Here is a 16,910-nt window from a genome sequence, read left to right as displayed (position 1 = left end):
TGGTTACATTCTGGCGGTATCGTGCCTTGTGATTGCAGCTACTGCCTATTTTAAGGGCAAGGTTGCTGCTGTAGCTATGGCCGTTCTAACCGTTATGCTATTGACATTGACTGCCATCATAGTAATCCCCGACCTTGAGCTGTTCCGCAACTGGGGTTTTCGCATGGATAACACCATATTTCTCTACCTCAAAACGCCAAAGGAGGCCATGGCTTCGGTGGTTGGATGGCAGCAGATTCTATGGGTATTAGCAATGCTTCTGTTTTTGGGAGTGTTTGTTTGGGGCTATTTTCGCTATGTTAGTAAAACGCTCTACCATGCACCCTCAGGTGGCATTTGGACTAGCTTCTGGTTCATACTACTGACGGGCTCAATGATTCTTCCAATTCGTGGTGGGGTAGGGATTGCTCCCATGAATCCGGGCACGGTTTACTTTAGCACCAACGACTTTGCCAACAAGAGCGCGGTAAACGTTGTGTGGAATGTTTTCTACACTCTTTCTAAATCAGCAAAAATCCGAACCTATCCCGACTTTTTTCCTCAAGCTAACGCCGATAAAATTTTTAGCCATCTATATACTGCATCAAATACAACCGATACCGTGATTAGAAGCCAGCGTCCTAACGTTGTGATACTTATCATGGAGAGTTTTACCGCCAACCTCATAGAACCGCTTGGTGGCCTTTCTGGAATTACACCCAACTTGAACCGATTGGCAAGCGAGGGAATACTTTTTTCTCACATGTACAGCTCGGGTTGGCGTAGCGAGAAGGGACTTGTTTCCATCGTGAGCGGATACCCCGATCAACCAACAACATCCGTCATTAAGTTTCCAAGCAAAATACAGCGCTTACCTTCATTGGCTAAGGTATTCGATGGACTTGGCTATCATACTGGCTACCTTTATGGTGGTGATATCAACTTTGCCAGCATGCACTCCTACCTGCTTACAGAGGGTTACCAGCGGTTGGTTACGGAGGATGACTTTCCCGATTCGTTGCGGGAATCCAAGTGGGGTGTTCCCGATGGCTACTTTTTCCCCAAACTGATGGAGATGATGGACACGGCTAGGGGGTCGTTCTTCTACTCGGGCTTTACATTAAGCAGCCATGAGCCCTACGAGGTGCCAATGAAGACGGTTATTGCAGGCGATGATGAGGCATCGAAGTTTGAGAACTCGGTTTACTATACCGATATGGAGTTGGGTAAATTTTTTGAGGAGGCAAAAAAGAAGCCTTGGTGGAGCAATACGGTATTTATTATTGTTGCCGACCACGGACACCGGCTTCCGGCTGATCTTGCCGCTTACGATCCTAAAAAGTTTAGGATACCGATGATTTGGCTTGGTGGAGCGCTTACAACCAGCAGGGTGGTGGATAAAACCGGTGGACAAATTGATATTGCTGCCACTTTGCTGAGCCAGTTGGGTATTCCGCATAGCCAGTTCAAATTCAGCAAGAATTTGCTTTGTCCAGCACAGCCGGGTTGGGCCTACTTCACTTACAACGATGGCTTTGGCTTTGCCATGGATGGGAGTGCGGTATCCTATGATAACCTATCTAAAAAATTTGTGGTTGGCGCTAATGCTCCCGATTCGGTGAAGACCTATGGGGAAGCAGCCTTCCAGGTTATGCATAAGGATTTTGATGGTCTTTAGGAAAAGGCTCGATTACAGAATAATAAAAGAGGGCATCGCATTGATGCCCTCTTTGTTTTTCTATTTCAGTTGAACATTAGTCATCGAGGTTAATATCGCCAAACTTGGTTTGAATCTTAACCGTTGCTTTGGCGTTTGCATCACTTCCCACCACACCATCTACATGGGTGCTCGTGTTTTTACTTATCCTATTTACGTTCGCATTATCGGGCAGGTTGATGTTGCCAAAGTTTGCATCGGCATTTATTTTGTAGGATGTTGAAGGCATCCCTAACCTAACCCCTGCATGTTCTAAGTTAACATCGATGAGTTCAAAGGAGTTGGTAACCTCGTCAACCCTAAGTCCTCCAAATTTGCCTTCCAGCGATAGTTTTCCAGTTAGTGTGGAAATTCTATAGTCAGTGTAACCGCCATCCCCAACCAAATTTTTCACCTCTTCAACCTTAAGATTATCGAATTTATTCTTGGTTACAATGCTCGATGCCTTTTCGATATTGATGGTGGAATATTTACTCATAAGTACCATGGCTCTGGAGTTGGTGATATTTAGCTTCGAGAACTTTAGCTCAAAGGTTCCCCAGTTTATATTTTCCACATTTCCCTCGGAATAGGCCAATTCGATGCTATTGAGCGGTTGAGTATTGCCGCGAGAAAGTGTACCAATTCGTAGGTTTCCATATTTCACGCTCAGCGATGCATAACCGGAAAGTTCATCAATGTTCACGTCGCCAAATCGCTGTGAAACAATTACGTTGGTATACTTTGGCAATTTTATGGAGTAGTTTACGCTAAACTCCTTTACGTTTTGCCCCAAGTTGAAAAACCCCTTGATCTTTTCAGACTTTTCATCAAAAATGGTTGTTGCAATCACCGTATCCTCAATCTGGTTCAGTCTTATGGTAATGCTGTTGAGTGTTGACTCCGCATCTTGCTTGGAGCCAGTTTGAACTTCGATGCTCACATCAATGGCAATTTCAGGCTTATCCCAGTTGGTAACCGTTACCGAACCAAACTTATTGTCAACCCGTAGGTAGGTGTTTTCCGTTGCCGGAAAGGTTTTGCTCACCGACTTCGTGAATTTTTCGCTCGGTTTACCAACCAGCGTGGTGGTTAAAAAGCTGGCAAATAGCAGTATTACAACAAAACCAGCACTTTTACGAAACCTTGCTTTCATGGCTCAAATTTTTATTATCGTCCTTGGTTTGGTGCAGCAGGTTTATGGCCTGATTGAGCACTTCAATTTGTAGACGATAGCTATTAACAATCTCATTTAAAATTCTCTCATTACCAGGGTTGGAAAGATAGTTCTCCAACAGCGACTGTCTGCTCTGCTCTATCTCTTTTATCTCACTGTGCACCTCTTTTCCGATACCTGGATCCATCTTTTTATTTGCTTCAAAAACCTGAATCTTCGAGAATACCTCACCTTGATAATAGGTATTCATCTCCTGCAACTCAGGGTTTGTTTGCGACAAGAATTGCTTTACTGTCGGATTTTGAGCAACTGATGCCATCCAAAGGCCAAGTGAAATTAGGATAGCAACTGATGCCGCAGCATTAACCCAAATATTCAAGTATCTTCTTCTTGGTGCGAGCATAAGCCCCATCTTTTCATGAAAACGCTTTTCATGGCCTTCCGGAGGGTCGGCATCGTCGAGTAGGTGACGATTTTGGTTAAAAAAATTATCAATGCTGTCCATGTCCCAAATGTTTAATGTCCCTTTTGTAAAATTTCCAGTAGTCGCTTTTTTGCTCTCGCTAGCTGCGACCGTGAAGTGGATTCTGAAATTCCCAATATTTCTCCAACTTCTTTATGGTCGAGGCCTTCAACTAAGTAAAGGTTGACTACCAACTTATAACCCTCAGGGAGGCTACTAATGGCCTTAATCACCTTGTCGTAGTTAAGCGCTATTTCGGCTTCTCTTTCCACCTCTTCACGAGGATCATCGGCTGCTTGAAAGGATAGCACTTCTTCGGAAAGAAGCGGTCCCCTATTCCTTTTTCGCAGCATGTCGAGCGAGGTGTTGATTACTATGCGTTTTAACCAAGCTCCAAAACTCGAATTTTCAACGAACGTTTCAATCTTTTGAAAAGCTTTTATAAAGGCTTCCTGCGTTGCATCTTCGGCATCGGCCGTAGTGCCTAAGATTCGAAGGCTTGTGTTATACATCGCCTTTGAGTAGAGCCGGTAAATTTCCTCAAGTGCGCTGGTGTCTCCCTGACGACACCTGTTAATGAGCTGCTGATGCAAATTTCTATCGACTCCTGTGCTTTCCATCTGTTTCCCTAAATACGTTAGTAGGTTGTTATCGCTGCATTAAGCTACAAAAATTCTCATTGGTTAACGGTGATGCCTTACAGCATATTCAAATTACTGCTCATAAAAATAGGCTACTTTTGCCACGTTTTTAACTAAAATCTCAAGCAATGAAAGAAAAAAATGCATTTAGCCTATCAACCGTAGTCTTCTCAAGGTGGTCGAACAAGGGCTGGGCCGTATTCGATAGCCTAAAAAAGGTGGTTAAGATTGGACAAATCTCGGCCATATACACGCTTCTGGCTTTGCCGATGAGCACTTTTGCACAAACGGACACAGTGACAGTCAATAGAAATGTGGACATGGAGGAGGTGGTAGTCAACGCAGTTGGTAAGAAAAACGTCTACTCGGAGCTTTCGCGGATAGTAATTACAATTAATAAGGATGACATCGACAAGCTGGCCATCCATTCAGTCCAGGATCTGCTGGAGCAGGTGCTGGGTGCCGATGTTAGGGCACGGGGTGCTCTTGGCGTGCAAGCCGACGTGAGCCTGCGCGGTGGCACATTCGATCAGGTGTTGATTTTACTCAACGGTGTAAACATTACCGATCCTCAAACTGGCCATCATAATTTGGATATTCCGCTTGATATTGAAAGCGTTGACAGGATAGAGATTCTTCAGGGGCCTGGAACACGAATATATGGCCCAAATGCCTTTAGCGGAGCCATCAATATTATTACCGGAGAGCGGAGTGGCACTGGAGCCACGGTTGGGGCTACTGCTGGTCAATATGGCTACTTCTCTGGGTTTGCCTCGGCTCGATGGGCTACAAAACATTACAAGAATTTTATCTCCATTGCCCATTCACGCTCAGATGGGTACATTAGCAATACCGATTTCAATACCCGCAGCCTCTTTTATCAAGGAGAACTATCGTCGGTGCTAGGAAATACAATGATTGAAGCAGGGGTTTCGGACAAGGGTTTTGGTGCGAACAGCTTCTATACCCCCGTTTACCCCGACCAGTATGAGCGTACCAAGGCGTTGATTGCTGCCATAAGTCATTCGGTAACCTTAGGAAAGGTTGATATAGAATCACAAGCTTACTGGCGAAGACACCATGACAAGTTTGAACTGTTTAGAGATAATCCCCCAGCTTGGTATACAAATCACAACTACCACCTCACCGATGTTGTTGGAGGTAAAATAATGGGGAGTTTCCGAACCTCCATTAGCCGAACTTCGCTAGGTGCAGAGCTGCGCTATGAGCATATCTACAGCAATGTGCTTGGAAACTTAATGGCTGATACGTTAAGTGATCACTGCGATCCAGGTGGTTTCTTTACTCGGCAGAAGGGGAGGCGTAATGCGGACTTCAACCTTGAGCAAACCTTCTATCTAAAAAATTTGATTGTCTCCGGTGGAATTATGGCGCTTTGGAATTCCGACTTTGGCTGGGATAAAACACTTGGAATTGATGCCAGCTATGAACTTGGCCATCACTATCGACTTTATGGCTCATTGAATCAGAGCATGCGGCTGCCAACCTTTACCGACCTTTACTACTCAGGTCCCCAAAACCAAGGAAATCCAAACCTCAAGCCTGAACATGCCCTTAGCTACGAAGTTGGTGTGAAATCGACATACTCCAAGTTGGCATTTCAGCTGTCGCTAGTTCGAAGGGAAGGGCGTGACATTATCGACTGGATTAAGGATTCAACCGACATAAAGTATACCACTAGAAACCTTACCAAGGTGAATACTAATGGTTTTGAAACGGCCGTAACCTATTTATTAGGAGACTATTTTGGCCAAAAACCTAATAGCACTAAAGTTATGGTTTCGTATAGCTTTTACAAAAATGAGAAGAGCACTGCAGGGTTAATTTCTGCCTATTCTCTAGATTATCTTCGCCAAAAGCTCGTTGCGACTTTTACCTCAATGCTTTACCGAGGGACTGGGTTTACCTTTACTGCAAGCTATCGCGATAGGGCAGGCAGCTATACCGATGCCAGCAATAATGAAATAAGCTACACGCCATTTACCGTTTGTGACCTGCGCATTTTTTCCACCTTTGGACGATGGAACGTGTTTGGTGAAGCATCAAATATTTTCAACCGCAGCTACGTGGATATTGGTAGCGTTGTGCAGCCGGGAAGATGGTTTAAGGCTGGCTTTCGATTTGACATTTGATGACAAAAAAAATGGAGCAATGTGAGTTGCTCCATTTTTATTTTAGCGATAGTTATTAGCTATAGAAAGTGAATCACATTTATAAGACCTGTAACAACTTTTCCACTTGAATAATTTAGTTCTGAACCCATTGCGCTGTGGGGAATAGAGAAAATAACAAGCAGAACCACGGCTGCCCCATAGATAAATGCCGGGCGTTCTTTTTTTCTATTCATAAGAAGAGCAAAAGCCCATGCAAGGAATGCAATAAGTGTTTTATTGTCGGTTAAATCGAAGCCAAAAGGGACGCCAGTCCACGCTTCGCCAAAGGCGTAATACTGAACAATCGGACCAAAAATCAACCCGCCCAAGACAAGGAAAATAACGGCAATCCAGCTCCAAAACTTGTATGATTCAACTTTACCAAAGGCAAAAAGGCCTGCGAGGCTCGAAAGGAGCATAGCAAAAAACATGAAGAAGATGTGAGGAATTAGTATGTAGCTGGGCACATCACCCTTGTAGCGAATAATAACTGGTTGATCAATAAGAATATTTACAACATTAAAACCATGTCCAATTTGTAGGTAGTACGATAATTTACCTGCAGGTGACTCTGAGGGTAAAAAAGCCAGTAGATTGGAGCCATTCCTTTCAAATGGTTCAGGAGTATATCCCTCATTTGATGGGTAGCGCATGTAATATAGAGTGGCTGAAAATCCTTCTGGTATGTTGCTTAGTTCAATCTGAGCATTACTTCCAGAGGTGGCAGTTCTGGGAAGATTTCCTTTAATTTCATGCGAATTAAGAGTGATCTTAAACGTTTTTGGGTAGGTTGGCCCAGTCATTCTTTGGTAGATTGCAGCAGAGAGCGTAATTACAATGGCCGCAATCCAGAATAAAACTTTCTTTTGGTAAATTGCAGCAGCGAGCGTATTTATAGCGGCTTCAATCCAGAATACAACTTTCTTTTTCATGCTACAGCTTAATTATTAGTATTTTTTGTTCGTTGTTTCGTCTCACTTCCACCGAAATGGTTCGGCCCTCCTTAAGGGTCATTAAGCGAACCATGTAATCCTGAATGTTCTTTACCTCTTTTCCATCGATGGCGGTAATAACATCCCCATTCTGCATTCCACCGCGGAATGCTGGTTTCCCAGCAGAAACAAAATCGGCACGCAATCCATCGTTGGATTGGCCTGAAATATCGGGCATAATTCCAAGTGTAACCTTAAATCGTTTTCCGCGGCTGTAGCCACCGGTTTTTGGTCCAGCCTCTTTAAATGCTAACTTCTGATCGGTATTGGCGAGTACCATTGCTAGGCTATAAATATAGTCTGAGGAATTTTTTAGCCCAAGGTAATTTATCTTATCTGCATCGTCGAATGGGGTATGGTAGTCCATGTGCGGCCCAGTGGTGAAGAAGTAAACGGGTATATTTTTTCCGTAGAATGAGGCGTGATCGGATGGACCGTAGCCATCCGGACTGGTGGCTAGGTTTAAGCTATCGGGATCGGGGATAGCTTGTAACAATTGGCCACCAATGTTTGAGGTGCCAATCCCACTTACCTGAAGCGTTTTTTTATTATTCATTCGACCTATCATGTCGATGTTGATCATGGCCTGGACTTTCGAAAGATCTACCGGTGGATTATTCACAAATTCTTTTGAACCGAGCAACCCCATCTCCTCGGCACCCAATGCAACGAAGATTATCGAGCGCTTAATGCTGTCCCTATGTGCGGCCATTCTTTCGGCAATTTCCATCAGTGCTGCTACGCCCGAGGCGTTGTCATCGGCTCCATTGTGCACCGCTATGGTGTCGGGTCGTCGGCTAGAGGAGCCAGGTCCGCCCATGCCAAGGTGGTCGTAATGCGCACCAATAATCACATACTGATGCTTGAGCGTTGAGTCGGAGCCAATAATTTCAGCAATTACATTCTGCGTCTTCTCCTTTTTGCTATGAATAGCAGTGACCGCAGCTAGTTTAACGTTTGTATTGAAACTTTGACTGTGGCTTTGATTTTTCGATAGATATTCAATTTGCTCAATAGTATGCTGCGATTTGGACAGTATTTGGTTTGCAACAACCCTTGTAACCTGGATAACCGGAATACCTAACGAGTAATCTCTGGTTAAAGGATCAACAAGCGCATCATCTTTATCAAAGTTGGCACCCGATACTAAAATAACTCCAGCTGCACCCTGATCCTTTGCGGTAAGTGCCTTTATTCTGTCGCCTGCATAGTCGGCAAAGGGATTTCCAAGGCTATCCTTACCCGGCACACCACGCAATATCATCACCCACTTATGGTTGGCATTGATTAACTCATAGTCGTGCCATAGGATTTTGCTGGTTGTTAACTCAATACCATAGCCGGCAAATACCACCGGTGCTTGTAGTGAATCAGAATCAGAAAATGGAAAGGGGGTGAAATCTTGTCCAAGTTTATAATGATTATTTGTACCAATATAAAGCACATTCCTGCCGAGTTCTTGCTCCTTAATGATAGGAAAGAACTGATAACCTCTTTCTCCAAGTAGCCTTAGACCATCATCATTAAAGTGATCCTTGATATACTTAGCAGCAATCCGACTTTCCACTGTTCCGGGCAGCCTGCCCTTTAGGCTATCGGATGCAAGAAACTGAACATGATGCTGCAGCTCAGCTACCGTAATCTCTGGATTCCCAACATTTACAGTTGTTTTGCAAGCTGTAAGGGAAACTGCTAGGGTTAGCCCAATTAGACGTAACGTTTGGTATATGTGTGTCATTATTTAGACCTTTTGGCAAAGATATAAAAATCATGTTCATAGACCCACTTAAAAAATGGTAGATGCCGCTTGTTTATGTATCTGTTTAATTGGTATTTTTGACAAATTTTTATCGATGAATAAGCGAAAAAGCATCAGCCTCCTATATCTTACAGCAGCACTCATTGCGGTTGCTGGGCTTTTTCATTTGGTAAACTATGGCGTAGGTACCGTAATGCTGTTCCTCGCGTTTATACCTTACCTATACGTGCAAACCCGTCACTTCTGGACTTTAAAAAAGAAAAAAGTTAAATTCGAGGGAGTCGAGAAGAAGAGATTCTACCTCCTAATTGCTTTATGGATTAGCATGGGATTTACCGTAATTAACCTATACCCAGTTGAATTTTTTATGCTATTTCTGATAATGCTCGATTACCTGCTGGTGGTTCAGAGCGAGTAATTTTTCGGAATTCGGATACCCAGTACTGTAATGTCGTCAATCTGCTCATTATCTCCCTTCCAACGGTAAAACTCCTTAAGCAGTATCTCTTTTTGGTTGAGCATGGTGCGCTGTTGAAATGTAAGCAGCTTTCTCCGTAGTTCTTGGGTATGATATTTTCTGCGCTTTGGCCCTCCAAATTGGTCAGTGTAGCCATCGGAATACATGTAGATAGAATCTCCGGGTAGCAGCTGCATCTGGTGGTTAATGAAAGGCTTAAACTCCATATTTGATCCCACTGGCTGATTATTTGGTTTCAGCATAAAAAGATTGTGCTTGTCGGAGTGTATGGTGGGCTGAGATTGTAACGGATTTTCCAAATCTGCCTTGCGAATAAGTTGAAGCGAGATGTTTGCACCAGAGTATTCCATCTCTAATGTATTTAAGTTGAGCAGGCAAAGCCCAATGTCCATCCCATCAAAAATATCATATCGGTCTCTTCTCTCCAGTGTTTTGATAAAAAGGCTATTGAGGGAGGTCAATATCTCCGAAGGCTTGGTGGTTAACTCCTCATTCACAATTTTATTGAGACCAAAATTCCCCACTATGCTCATAAATGCGCCAGGTACGCCGTGTCCGGTACAATCAGCAACCGCAAAAAATAGCAAGTTATCCCTGCGCTTAAACCAGTAAAAGTCGCCGCTCACAATATTCTTTGGGATATGGAGAACGAATGAGTTAATTAGCCCTTTGAGGTCGGGTATGGCTGGCACAATGGCACGCTGAATTCTACCACCATACTCCAAACTGCTCATCATGTCTCGATTACGCTTTTCAACAAAATTGTTTTGCATTGCAAGCGCATCGGCCTGTGCTTCAATTTCTGCGTTTTGCCTTTGCAGAATTCCATTTGCCTTTTTCTTTTCCTTATTAATGCGGTAAGCATGATATATTATGCCAGCTGCAAGCAGAAGTAATGCAATTAGTATGGTTATTCTGTTGCCCTGATGAGTTAACTCCAAATCCTGCTGTTGAACTTCAAGGTGCTTTTGCTCCAACTCCTTATCCTTTTTTAGGGTAATAAGTTGATTCTCAAGCTGAATTACTTTGCTCATTTGGCTTAACCCAAGAATACTATCGTTGAGACTGTTGTAGCCTTTTAGGTATTGGTAGGCTTCTGCTAGTTTTCCTTGCTGCTCAGCAACGTTGGCCAGCCCCTTAAATGCTAAGCGTTTTTCATCTTTAAGTTCACCTTGCGTCGCAATATCAAGAGCTTTTTGATATGTCTTTTGTGCCTCATCTCTCTTTTTTTGGGCGTAGTATATATCAGCGAGTACAAGCCATGATTTGGCATCATCGGAGGTGTTGTTGAAGCTTTTTAGCGTGACTATTGATTTTTTTGCCATTGCAACTGCCTCGTCTTGCATCCCATTGGCTGAAAGCGCAACTGCATAGTAACGTAATACCTGACCGTAATTCTGGTTTGATGAGCTATCTTTTTCAATAATTTTTGCAGCTTGGGAGAGGTAGAACAGTGCTTGATTGTTTTTATGTTGAGCAATACGTAGCTCTCCTAGCTTAACGTAGGCTTTGGATAGCTGGTCGGTGTTGCCCGTTCGCTCCAGAATAAAAATAGATTTGTTGAGGTAGCTTTCGGCCAAATCAAGGTTACCAAGTTTGGTATGAATATTTCCCAACAACCGCAGTGCTATAGCTTGACCTTCTAGATTATTTTCCTGGATATAGAAGTCGAGTGCTTGTTGGGCATAGTCCAAGGCCTTAACAAAGCTGCCAAGTTCTAGTTCAACTTTACCAATTTGGGTTATTAGGAAACCTGTTTCTTTGGCACTGTTGAGTAGTTTACTTATTTGAAAACTTTCCAGAAATGATTCCAGCGCTTCTACCTTAAAATTAAGAAGGTAGTAGCAAACACCCATTTGCGTGAGGGCAAGCATTTTACCGTTATCATCGCTAGTTTCTTGTGCGGTAACCAAAGCGCTATTGGCCGAAATTAATGCTTGGTCGGGTTGGTTAATTTTAGCATAAAGGTGGCTGCAGCGGAGCTGGGATAAGATTTTGTCGTGTGAATTGCCATTTCTGTCTAGTCTTTCAATTTCCTTATTGAGCGTGGCAATTGAATCCTTGATTGCTAGGTAGTATATTGCATGTGTCTCAGAAGCCAATCTGAAACTCTTTTGAGAAAAGCCTGAAACTGCAAATAGTTGAAAAATAATGAATGCTACAATGGAATATTTGCAGCATTTTAGAGTACCGTATGCCATTGTGCTGGTTCCTCTTTTTAAATCTTTTCTTGCTGCCAAAATAGCCTTGCTAGATGAACAAAATGGAATACTATTTTTTCAAGTATTTCGAAACCATTTGAATTATTTGATCTGGAAGAATAGGCTTTGCCAGGTAATCATTACAGCCGGCTTCAAGGCATTTGATTCTCTCCTCATCCATGGCATAGGCGGTCTGTGCAATCACCGGCATATCTGGAAACTCTGATCTTAAAATCTGAAGTGCTTCCAACCCATTCATGATGGGCATTTTGATATCCAGCAACAAGAGAACTGGTTTGTGAATTCGGGTAAATTCAACGGTTTCCTTTCCATTTTTTGCCCAGATAATATCCACGTCAAACTCATCAAGCACCTCCTTCAAATATAGAAAGTTGGCCTCCTCATCCTCCGCAACCAGAATCTTTTTATTTTCCATTTTTTTAATGTTTATTGGTAATATTCAGGGTATAATTGATTAGTTATCGACTGAATTTTCAAGGTTTTTAAATATAGTCAACTTTTTTTAATCGGATGTAAAGGATGCAATTATTTTTGTGCTGGAATATTTGAAAGATAGAAGTTGGTAGAGCAAAATTGCGGACCCTAACATTCGGAATTGCTGGTTGCGTTACTCCAACCTACGTAAAAAAAGGGGATCTAAAATGATCCCCCGAAAGTCTATTGATGAAATTAAGCTACTCTTTAATTGTACCGTCTATCAGTTTTCCAAGAAGGTCGTCCAAACTTTCTACACCAATTCGTTTGGCAATTATCTTTTTGTTCTTATCGAGCAGATATATGGTTGGGGTAGAGTATATATTGTAGAGATTTCTGAAGTTTGAGTTATACTCCGAATCCCATACATTCGTCCAGAATATTTTATTTGTATTTATGTAATCAAGCCATTTCTTCTTATCATACTGGGTATAAACGGCAAATACCTCAACTTTTTTGGACTTATACTTCTGATAGAGTTTCCAAAGAATAGGAATGGTTTTCTGGCAATGGCCACAATCGGGCTCCCAAAAAATCATTATCGTATAATCGGCATCCAGCTCGTGAAGCGACGAAATGGTTCCATCGGAGTTCTGCATAATCAATTCAGGGGCCACTTTCCCAATTAGATTTGGCTCAGTTTTATTAACTAGCTCTTCAATTTTGCTGAGTAGTTTCTTGTCTGCCCACGGAGCCTTGCCATTTAGGTAGTAATCTTTTGCAAGGTGCACGAAAACGGCATCCATTCCCATAATATTTGAAATCTGAAACTGATTGAGGAGGTAGGAGAGGGTATATTGGTAGAACTCACTGCCCGGCTTCATTTTGCTTAAAAGGTTGTCGGCCGCTGCATCAATTGAATCGGGAATTTGTAGCAATATTTTGGTGAAGTAAACATTCATTTTGCTCTCAATGATTGGCGTCCGGAGGAGTCTATCATCGGAAAAGTCGATGTTGTCCCAGAAATGGTTTTTCCCATACTGGTATGATTTAACCCAAAGCAGGCTGTCTCTTTTAGGTGTACCTTCGGCTATCTCAAAGTTTGGCTGCTCAATGGGCATTATTGCCCGTAGAATATTGGCCAAAAATGTATTGGGATTCTCTGCAATTATCCTATTGAATTCCGCTTTACCTTCATTGTCAATCTCTTTAAGTTGATCCTGGTATCCTTTTAGGCTGTCAGGATTGTGAGTTAGCTTGGCTTTATTCTGTATAGCAGCAGTTTTAATCTGCATATCGCGCTTGAACTTTTGGAATTTGAGAAATGCGTCGTTCTCCTTCGAGCCAGAAAATTTCATGGCATCGAGCAAATTGTCCTTGTTGGTTTCCACCGAGAATTGCTGATTTCCTGTAAGCAGCACCTCAAAATAGTTCATGCCCGGCAGAACAACTATGTAGATTCCACCTTTAAGCAAGCTGTCTGCTTCAAATACGCCGTAACCCTTGTCGTTAACTCTCGTTGTGTCGAGAACATATTTTTTATCACCATAGTAGTATCCAAGCAAAAGGGTGGTGTCCTTCAGCCCCTCAACCTTAACCTTTATTTGAAATCCATTTTTTTTAGCACCGGAGGCACCTGCCGAAATGAAACATGCTAGAATAATAATTAGTAGGTTCTTCATCATCATCGTTTTTATGGCTAAGATTTACGTTGGGCAAATTTACAATACCATTCGTAAATAGTTTTTGGTTTATTGTTAAAATATTTAAATATTTAACCTCTTAAACGTCGCTATTTTAATGATATCCGTTTTAATCCCTGTATACCAGCAAGTTGTTGTAGATTTGGTTGAAGCCCTCCTTTCACAGTTGCGGGCTAGGGTAGTTCCATTTGAGATTGTGGTGATGGACGACGGTTCTGAAATAGCCATTCGCAAAGCAAACTCTGCACTTCTGCAACTTAAGAATGTGAAGTATATCGAGTTGGAGAAAAATGTTGGTCGATCAACCATCCGAAATTTCTTGGCTAGCGAGGCTGCTTACGATCTTTTGCTATTCCTGGATTGCGATGTTTCTCTTCCGGATGACTTATTTATTGAGCGCTACCTCGATTATTCCTCTAAAAAACATGTAACGGTTGGTGGTATTGCATACCGTAACGATCCACCTTCCGACAGGAAAAAATATTTTCGATGGAAGTATGGTCAGGCACGTGAGTCTCAGTCAAAATCCATCCGGCAGCAGCACCCGTATGCATCTTTTAAAACTGCTAACTTTTGCATTAGTCGGTCACTGTTCTTAAAAATTCGATTTTCCGAAGCGATCACTGGCTATGGTCATGAGGATACACTATTTGGGCTGGAGCTTGCACGACTTAAAATTCCAATATACCACATCGATAATCCCATTTACCACGATGGACTAGAGGATGCCCACGTTTTTTTTTCCAAGTCGGAGCAGGCAGTTCAAAACTTACTTGCACTTTATTGTGTGAACCCTTCTGACGTGAATATCGAACGCGTGGCGTTGCTAAAGACATTTAAGCGGATTAAGCGTTTTCGGGTAAACTTCATCTTTGATTTAATCTACTCACTTGCAGGTCAATTAATGCGTCGGAATTTACTTGGATCTCGCCCCTCAATTTTCATTTTCAGTTTCTGTAAACTCTGTTTTTTTTGCCACCTCTATGGCAAAGGCTGTAAATCAATAGACAGGCAATATAAATATTCTGTGCTATAGAATTCAACAAACAGACGGGGTTTCTGTTATTGTAGTTGTTTCTCTGTTCAACCAACAATTTCATGCCAAACAAGCTAATTCAGGAAACTAGTCCATATTTACTTCAACATGCACACAATCCAGTTGATTGGTATCCATGGGGGGAGGAGGCATTTGCAAAGGCAAAGGCAGAGGATAAGCTCGTACTGGTGAGTATCGGATATTCTGCATGCCACTGGTGCCATGTTATGGAGAAGGAGTCGTTTGAGAATGCGGAAATTGCTGTCCTAATGAACGAGAACTTTGTTTGCATAAAGGTTGATCGGGAAGAACGACCTGATGTGGATCAAGTTTATATGGGTGCTGTTCAGCTAATTAGTGGAAGTGGCGGATGGCCACTCAATTGTTTCGCCCTACCCGATAAAAGCCCAATATACGGTGGAACCTATTATCCGCCAAAACACTGGAAGGAAATCCTAAAAGGGTTGGTTACCACATGGCATACCGATAGAGAAAAAGTTTTAAAAGCAGCGCATGAGCTTACAGAAGGTGTTGCCAATACAGAAATAATCAAAGAACGGGTGCAGGTTTCTGATTTTTCGATTCGTGATCTGCGGTTGGTCGTGGAGCCGTGGAAGCGGAAATTTGACAAGATAAATGGAGGTTGGGGTGCCGCTCCAAAATTTCCAATGCCGCCAGCATTAGAGTTTCTGCTCGATTATGCTTGGCTTTCGGACGACCAAGTGGTTAGAAGCAGCCTGTTTTTAACCTTAAAAAAACTGGCAAGCGGTGGTATTTACGACCATCTTGGAGGTGGTTTCTTTCGCTATTCCGTTGATAAGGAGTGGATAGTTCCTCATTTTGAAAAGATGCTTTATGACAACGCCCAGTTGGCAATTGTTTATGCCAAGGCATTTGTCTACTATGGTTATGCCGATTTTGCCCGGGTGGCAAAGGAGACGCTGCAGTTTGCACTTCGTGATTTGTGGTCCGAAAATGGAGGTTTTTATAGCGCCATTGATGCCGATAGCGATGGAGCAGAGGGCAAATTTTATTTGTGGACCAACGAGGAGCTTAAAGAGTTGGCTGGCGATGATTATCAAATCCTTTCACAGCTACTACTACTTAAAAGCAACGAGCATTTGAAGGAAGGCAGCGTTCTAGTGCGTAATGAGAACTACCATACTTCACAACTTTTACCAGAGGAGGTTACTCGCTTAAACTTGCTTGTTCAAACCCTTTATCAAAAACGATTGACGAGGAAAAAGCCATCCCTCGATATCAAACAGATTGCTAGTTGGAACGGTCTTCTGCTTAAGGCGCTTTCAGAAGTTTCCCGATATTTGGAAGATCCAGGAATGCAGTGCTTTGCTGAAAGTAATGCTCATTTTATTGAAGATTTTCTTGTAGCAAATCAAGGAAGGTTGAGTCGGTGCTATACTTCTGGCCATGCGTCGGAAGTTTCATTTCTTGACGATTATGCATTTGTTGCCGATGGCTACGTTTCATTGTATCAAACCTCGCTTGATGAAAAGTGGCTACTGTTGGCTAAAAAGTTGGTCGACCTTGCCATAGAGCTATTTTACGACGAGGCAAGTGGAATGTTCTTCTACACATCAAAGGATTTGCCTGCGGTAGTATCGCGCAAAATGGAACTTACCGATGGTGTAATGCCTGCAGCGGCCTCCACACTTGGACATGTGCTCTTAAGCCTTGGCCAGTACTTTCACAACGAGCAATATTGCCAAATATCGCGGCAAATGGTATATAACCTTAAGATGCAGCTCTCCGGTGCTGGCCCTTACACGGCAAATTGGGCACGACTCTACCTAAGACATCTTTTCCAACCAGTAGTGGTAGCTGTTGCCGACGAGCTTAACGAAGGTGATTTTTCAAGGTTAAACTCTTTCTATTATCCACCCATGATTTTTGCCGCATCTGCCACAATTGGCCAGCTGCCTGTTCTTCAACAGGAGCACTTTGCCTCACAAAATAAGATTTTTGTGTGCCATGGTAAAAGTTGCTTTAAACCAGTGCTAAGCGTGGATGAACTGCTTGATACGCTAAATTCTATTAAGGAAAAGGCAGTTCACTGAAAAAGTCTTTTATATTTTTGTAAATTGACCATTAATTTGGGCGTTGAATATGCTTCACTGGAGCGTATTTCTCGGTCAAATATTGTTATGTTACTGTTGTG

13 protein-coding genes are annotated in these 16,910 nt (G+C 42.6%); 5 read left to right on the top strand and 8 right to left on the bottom strand.

All coding sequences use genetic code 11. From position 1 onward, the window contains the following. A partial coding sequence (locus VMW01_08595; GenBank protein HUW06308.1) for an LTA synthase family protein occupies nt 1-1,657 on the top strand: 1,657 nt, incomplete at its 5' end. Between the two features lie 76 nt (nt 1,658-1,733). On the opposite strand, the gene VMW01_08590 is transcribed toward VMW01_08595, so the two are convergent. The 3 genes from VMW01_08590 to VMW01_08580 are packed head-to-tail and all read right to left on the bottom strand — an operon-like array spanning nt 1,734 to nt 3,935. Beyond that, on the bottom strand, nt 1,734-2,831 hold the full coding sequence (locus VMW01_08590) for a hypothetical protein (GenBank protein HUW06307.1): 1,098 nt from the start codon (nt 2,829-2,831) through the stop codon (nt 1,734-1,736). Then, nucleotides 2,812-3,357 carry a hypothetical protein gene (locus VMW01_08585; protein HUW06306.1) on the bottom strand — a complete coding sequence of 182 codons (546 nt, stop codon included), beginning with the start codon at nt 3,355-3,357 and terminating at the stop codon, nt 2,812-2,814. The genes VMW01_08590 and VMW01_08585 overlap by 20 nt, the downstream gene beginning before the upstream one ends. An 11-nt stretch (nt 3,358-3,368) precedes the next feature. Beyond that, complete coding sequence (locus VMW01_08580; GenBank protein ID HUW06305.1) at nt 3,369-3,935, bottom strand: RNA polymerase sigma factor; 567 nt, start codon at nt 3,933-3,935, stop codon at nt 3,369-3,371. Nucleotides 3,936-4,084: 149 nt separating this feature from the next. On the opposite strand from VMW01_08580, the gene VMW01_08575 reads away from it, so the two are divergent. Continuing rightward, a complete protein-coding gene (locus VMW01_08575; GenBank protein ID HUW06304.1) occupies nt 4,085-6,109 on the top strand; it encodes a TonB-dependent receptor in 2,025 nt (674 codons plus the stop codon). A 59-nt stretch (nt 6,110-6,168) separates the two neighbouring features. Here the strand turns inward: VMW01_08575 and VMW01_08570 are convergent, their stop codons facing one another. Both VMW01_08570 and VMW01_08565 read right to left on the bottom strand, forming a co-directional pair. Continuing rightward, nucleotides 6,169-7,062 (bottom strand): hypothetical protein, encoded by an 894-nt coding sequence (locus VMW01_08570; protein ID HUW06303.1) that lies wholly within the window; start codon nt 7,060-7,062, stop codon nt 6,169-6,171. Between the two features lies 1 nt (nt 7,063). Continuing rightward, entirely contained in the window at nt 7,064-8,860 is a 1,797-nt protein-coding gene (locus tag VMW01_08565; protein ID HUW06302.1) for a M20/M25/M40 family metallo-hydrolase, read from the bottom strand. Nucleotides 8,861-8,975: 115 nt separating this feature from the next. Here VMW01_08565 and VMW01_08560 point away from each other — a divergent pair, with 115 nt between their 5' ends. Further along, on the top strand, nt 8,976-9,299 hold the full coding sequence (locus VMW01_08560; GenBank protein HUW06301.1) for a hypothetical protein: 324 nt from the start codon (nt 8,976-8,978) through the stop codon (nt 9,297-9,299). Here the strand turns inward: VMW01_08560 and VMW01_08555 are convergent. The 3 genes from VMW01_08555 to VMW01_08545 form a co-directional block, all read right to left on the bottom strand. Then, nucleotides 9,287-11,560 (bottom strand): tetratricopeptide repeat protein, encoded by a 2,274-nt coding sequence (locus tag VMW01_08555; protein ID HUW06300.1) that lies wholly within the window; start codon nt 11,558-11,560, stop codon nt 9,287-9,289. The genes VMW01_08560 and VMW01_08555 overlap by 13 nt on opposite strands. 70 nt (nt 11,561-11,630) lie before the next feature. Next, nucleotides 11,631-11,996 carry a response regulator gene (locus VMW01_08550; protein HUW06299.1) on the bottom strand — a complete coding sequence of 122 codons (366 nt, stop codon included), beginning with the start codon at nt 11,994-11,996 and terminating at the stop codon, nt 11,631-11,633. A gap of 259 nt (nt 11,997-12,255) precedes the next feature. Then, nucleotides 12,256-13,677 (bottom strand): thioredoxin-like domain-containing protein, encoded by a 1,422-nt coding sequence (locus tag VMW01_08545; GenBank protein ID HUW06298.1) that lies wholly within the window; start codon nt 13,675-13,677, stop codon nt 12,256-12,258. 118 nt (nt 13,678-13,795) lie between these two features. Here VMW01_08545 and VMW01_08540 point away from each other — a divergent pair, with 118 nt between their 5' ends. Together VMW01_08540 and VMW01_08535 are read left to right on the top strand one after the other, a co-directional pair. Then, nucleotides 13,796-14,734 carry a glycosyltransferase family 2 protein gene (locus VMW01_08540; protein ID HUW06297.1) on the top strand — a complete coding sequence of 313 codons (939 nt, stop codon included), beginning with the start codon at nt 13,796-13,798 and terminating at the stop codon, nt 14,732-14,734. A gap of 62 nt (nt 14,735-14,796) precedes the next feature. After that, on the top strand, nt 14,797-16,809 hold the full coding sequence (locus VMW01_08535) for a thioredoxin domain-containing protein (GenBank protein ID HUW06296.1): 2,013 nt from the start codon (nt 14,797-14,799) through the stop codon (nt 16,807-16,809). Nucleotides 16,810-16,910 lie beyond the last annotated feature (101 nt).

Origin of the sequence: Williamwhitmania sp. (assembly GCA_035529935.1) — a bacterium.
GTDB lineage: Bacteria > Bacteroidota > Bacteroidia > Bacteroidales > Williamwhitmaniaceae > Williamwhitmania.
Note: the sequence above shows the minus strand (reverse complement) of the source record. Positions and strands in the feature narration are given on the sequence as shown.

What these genes read in the sequence shown, in the direction of transcription:
- VMW01_08565 (HUW06302.1), bottom strand. Translation starts at nt 8,860, where the DNA reads ATGACACACATATACCAAACGTTACGTCTAATTGGGCTAACCCTAGCA.
- VMW01_08560 (HUW06301.1), top strand. Translation starts at nt 8,976, where the DNA reads ATGAATAAGCGAAAAAGCATCAGCCTCCTATATCTTACAGCAGCACTC.
- VMW01_08535 (HUW06296.1), top strand. Translation starts at nt 14,797, where the DNA reads ATGCCAAACAAGCTAATTCAGGAAACTAGTCCATATTTACTTCAACAT.
- VMW01_08590 (HUW06307.1), bottom strand. Translation starts at nt 2,831, where the DNA reads ATGAAAGCAAGGTTTCGTAAAAGTGCTGGTTTTGTTGTAATACTGCTA.
- VMW01_08585 (HUW06306.1), bottom strand. Translation starts at nt 3,357, where the DNA reads ATGGACAGCATTGATAATTTTTTTAACCAAAATCGTCACCTACTCGAC.
- VMW01_08550 (HUW06299.1), bottom strand. Translation starts at nt 11,996, where the DNA reads ATGGAAAATAAAAAGATTCTGGTTGCGGAGGATGAGGAGGCCAACTTT.
- VMW01_08555 (HUW06300.1), bottom strand. Translation starts at nt 11,560, where the DNA reads ATGGCATACGGTACTCTAAAATGCTGCAAATATTCCATTGTAGCATTC.
- VMW01_08540 (HUW06297.1), top strand. Translation starts at nt 13,796, where the DNA reads ATGATATCCGTTTTAATCCCTGTATACCAGCAAGTTGTTGTAGATTTG.
- VMW01_08570 (HUW06303.1), bottom strand. Translation starts at nt 7,062, where the DNA reads ATGAAAAAGAAAGTTGTATTCTGGATTGAAGCCGCTATAAATACGCTC.
- VMW01_08580 (HUW06305.1), bottom strand. Translation starts at nt 3,935, where the DNA reads ATGGAAAGCACAGGAGTCGATAGAAATTTGCATCAGCAGCTCATTAAC.
- VMW01_08575 (HUW06304.1), top strand. Translation starts at nt 4,085, where the DNA reads ATGAAAGAAAAAAATGCATTTAGCCTATCAACCGTAGTCTTCTCAAGG.
- VMW01_08545 (HUW06298.1), bottom strand. Translation starts at nt 13,677, where the DNA reads ATGAAGAACCTACTAATTATTATTCTAGCATGTTTCATTTCGGCAGGT.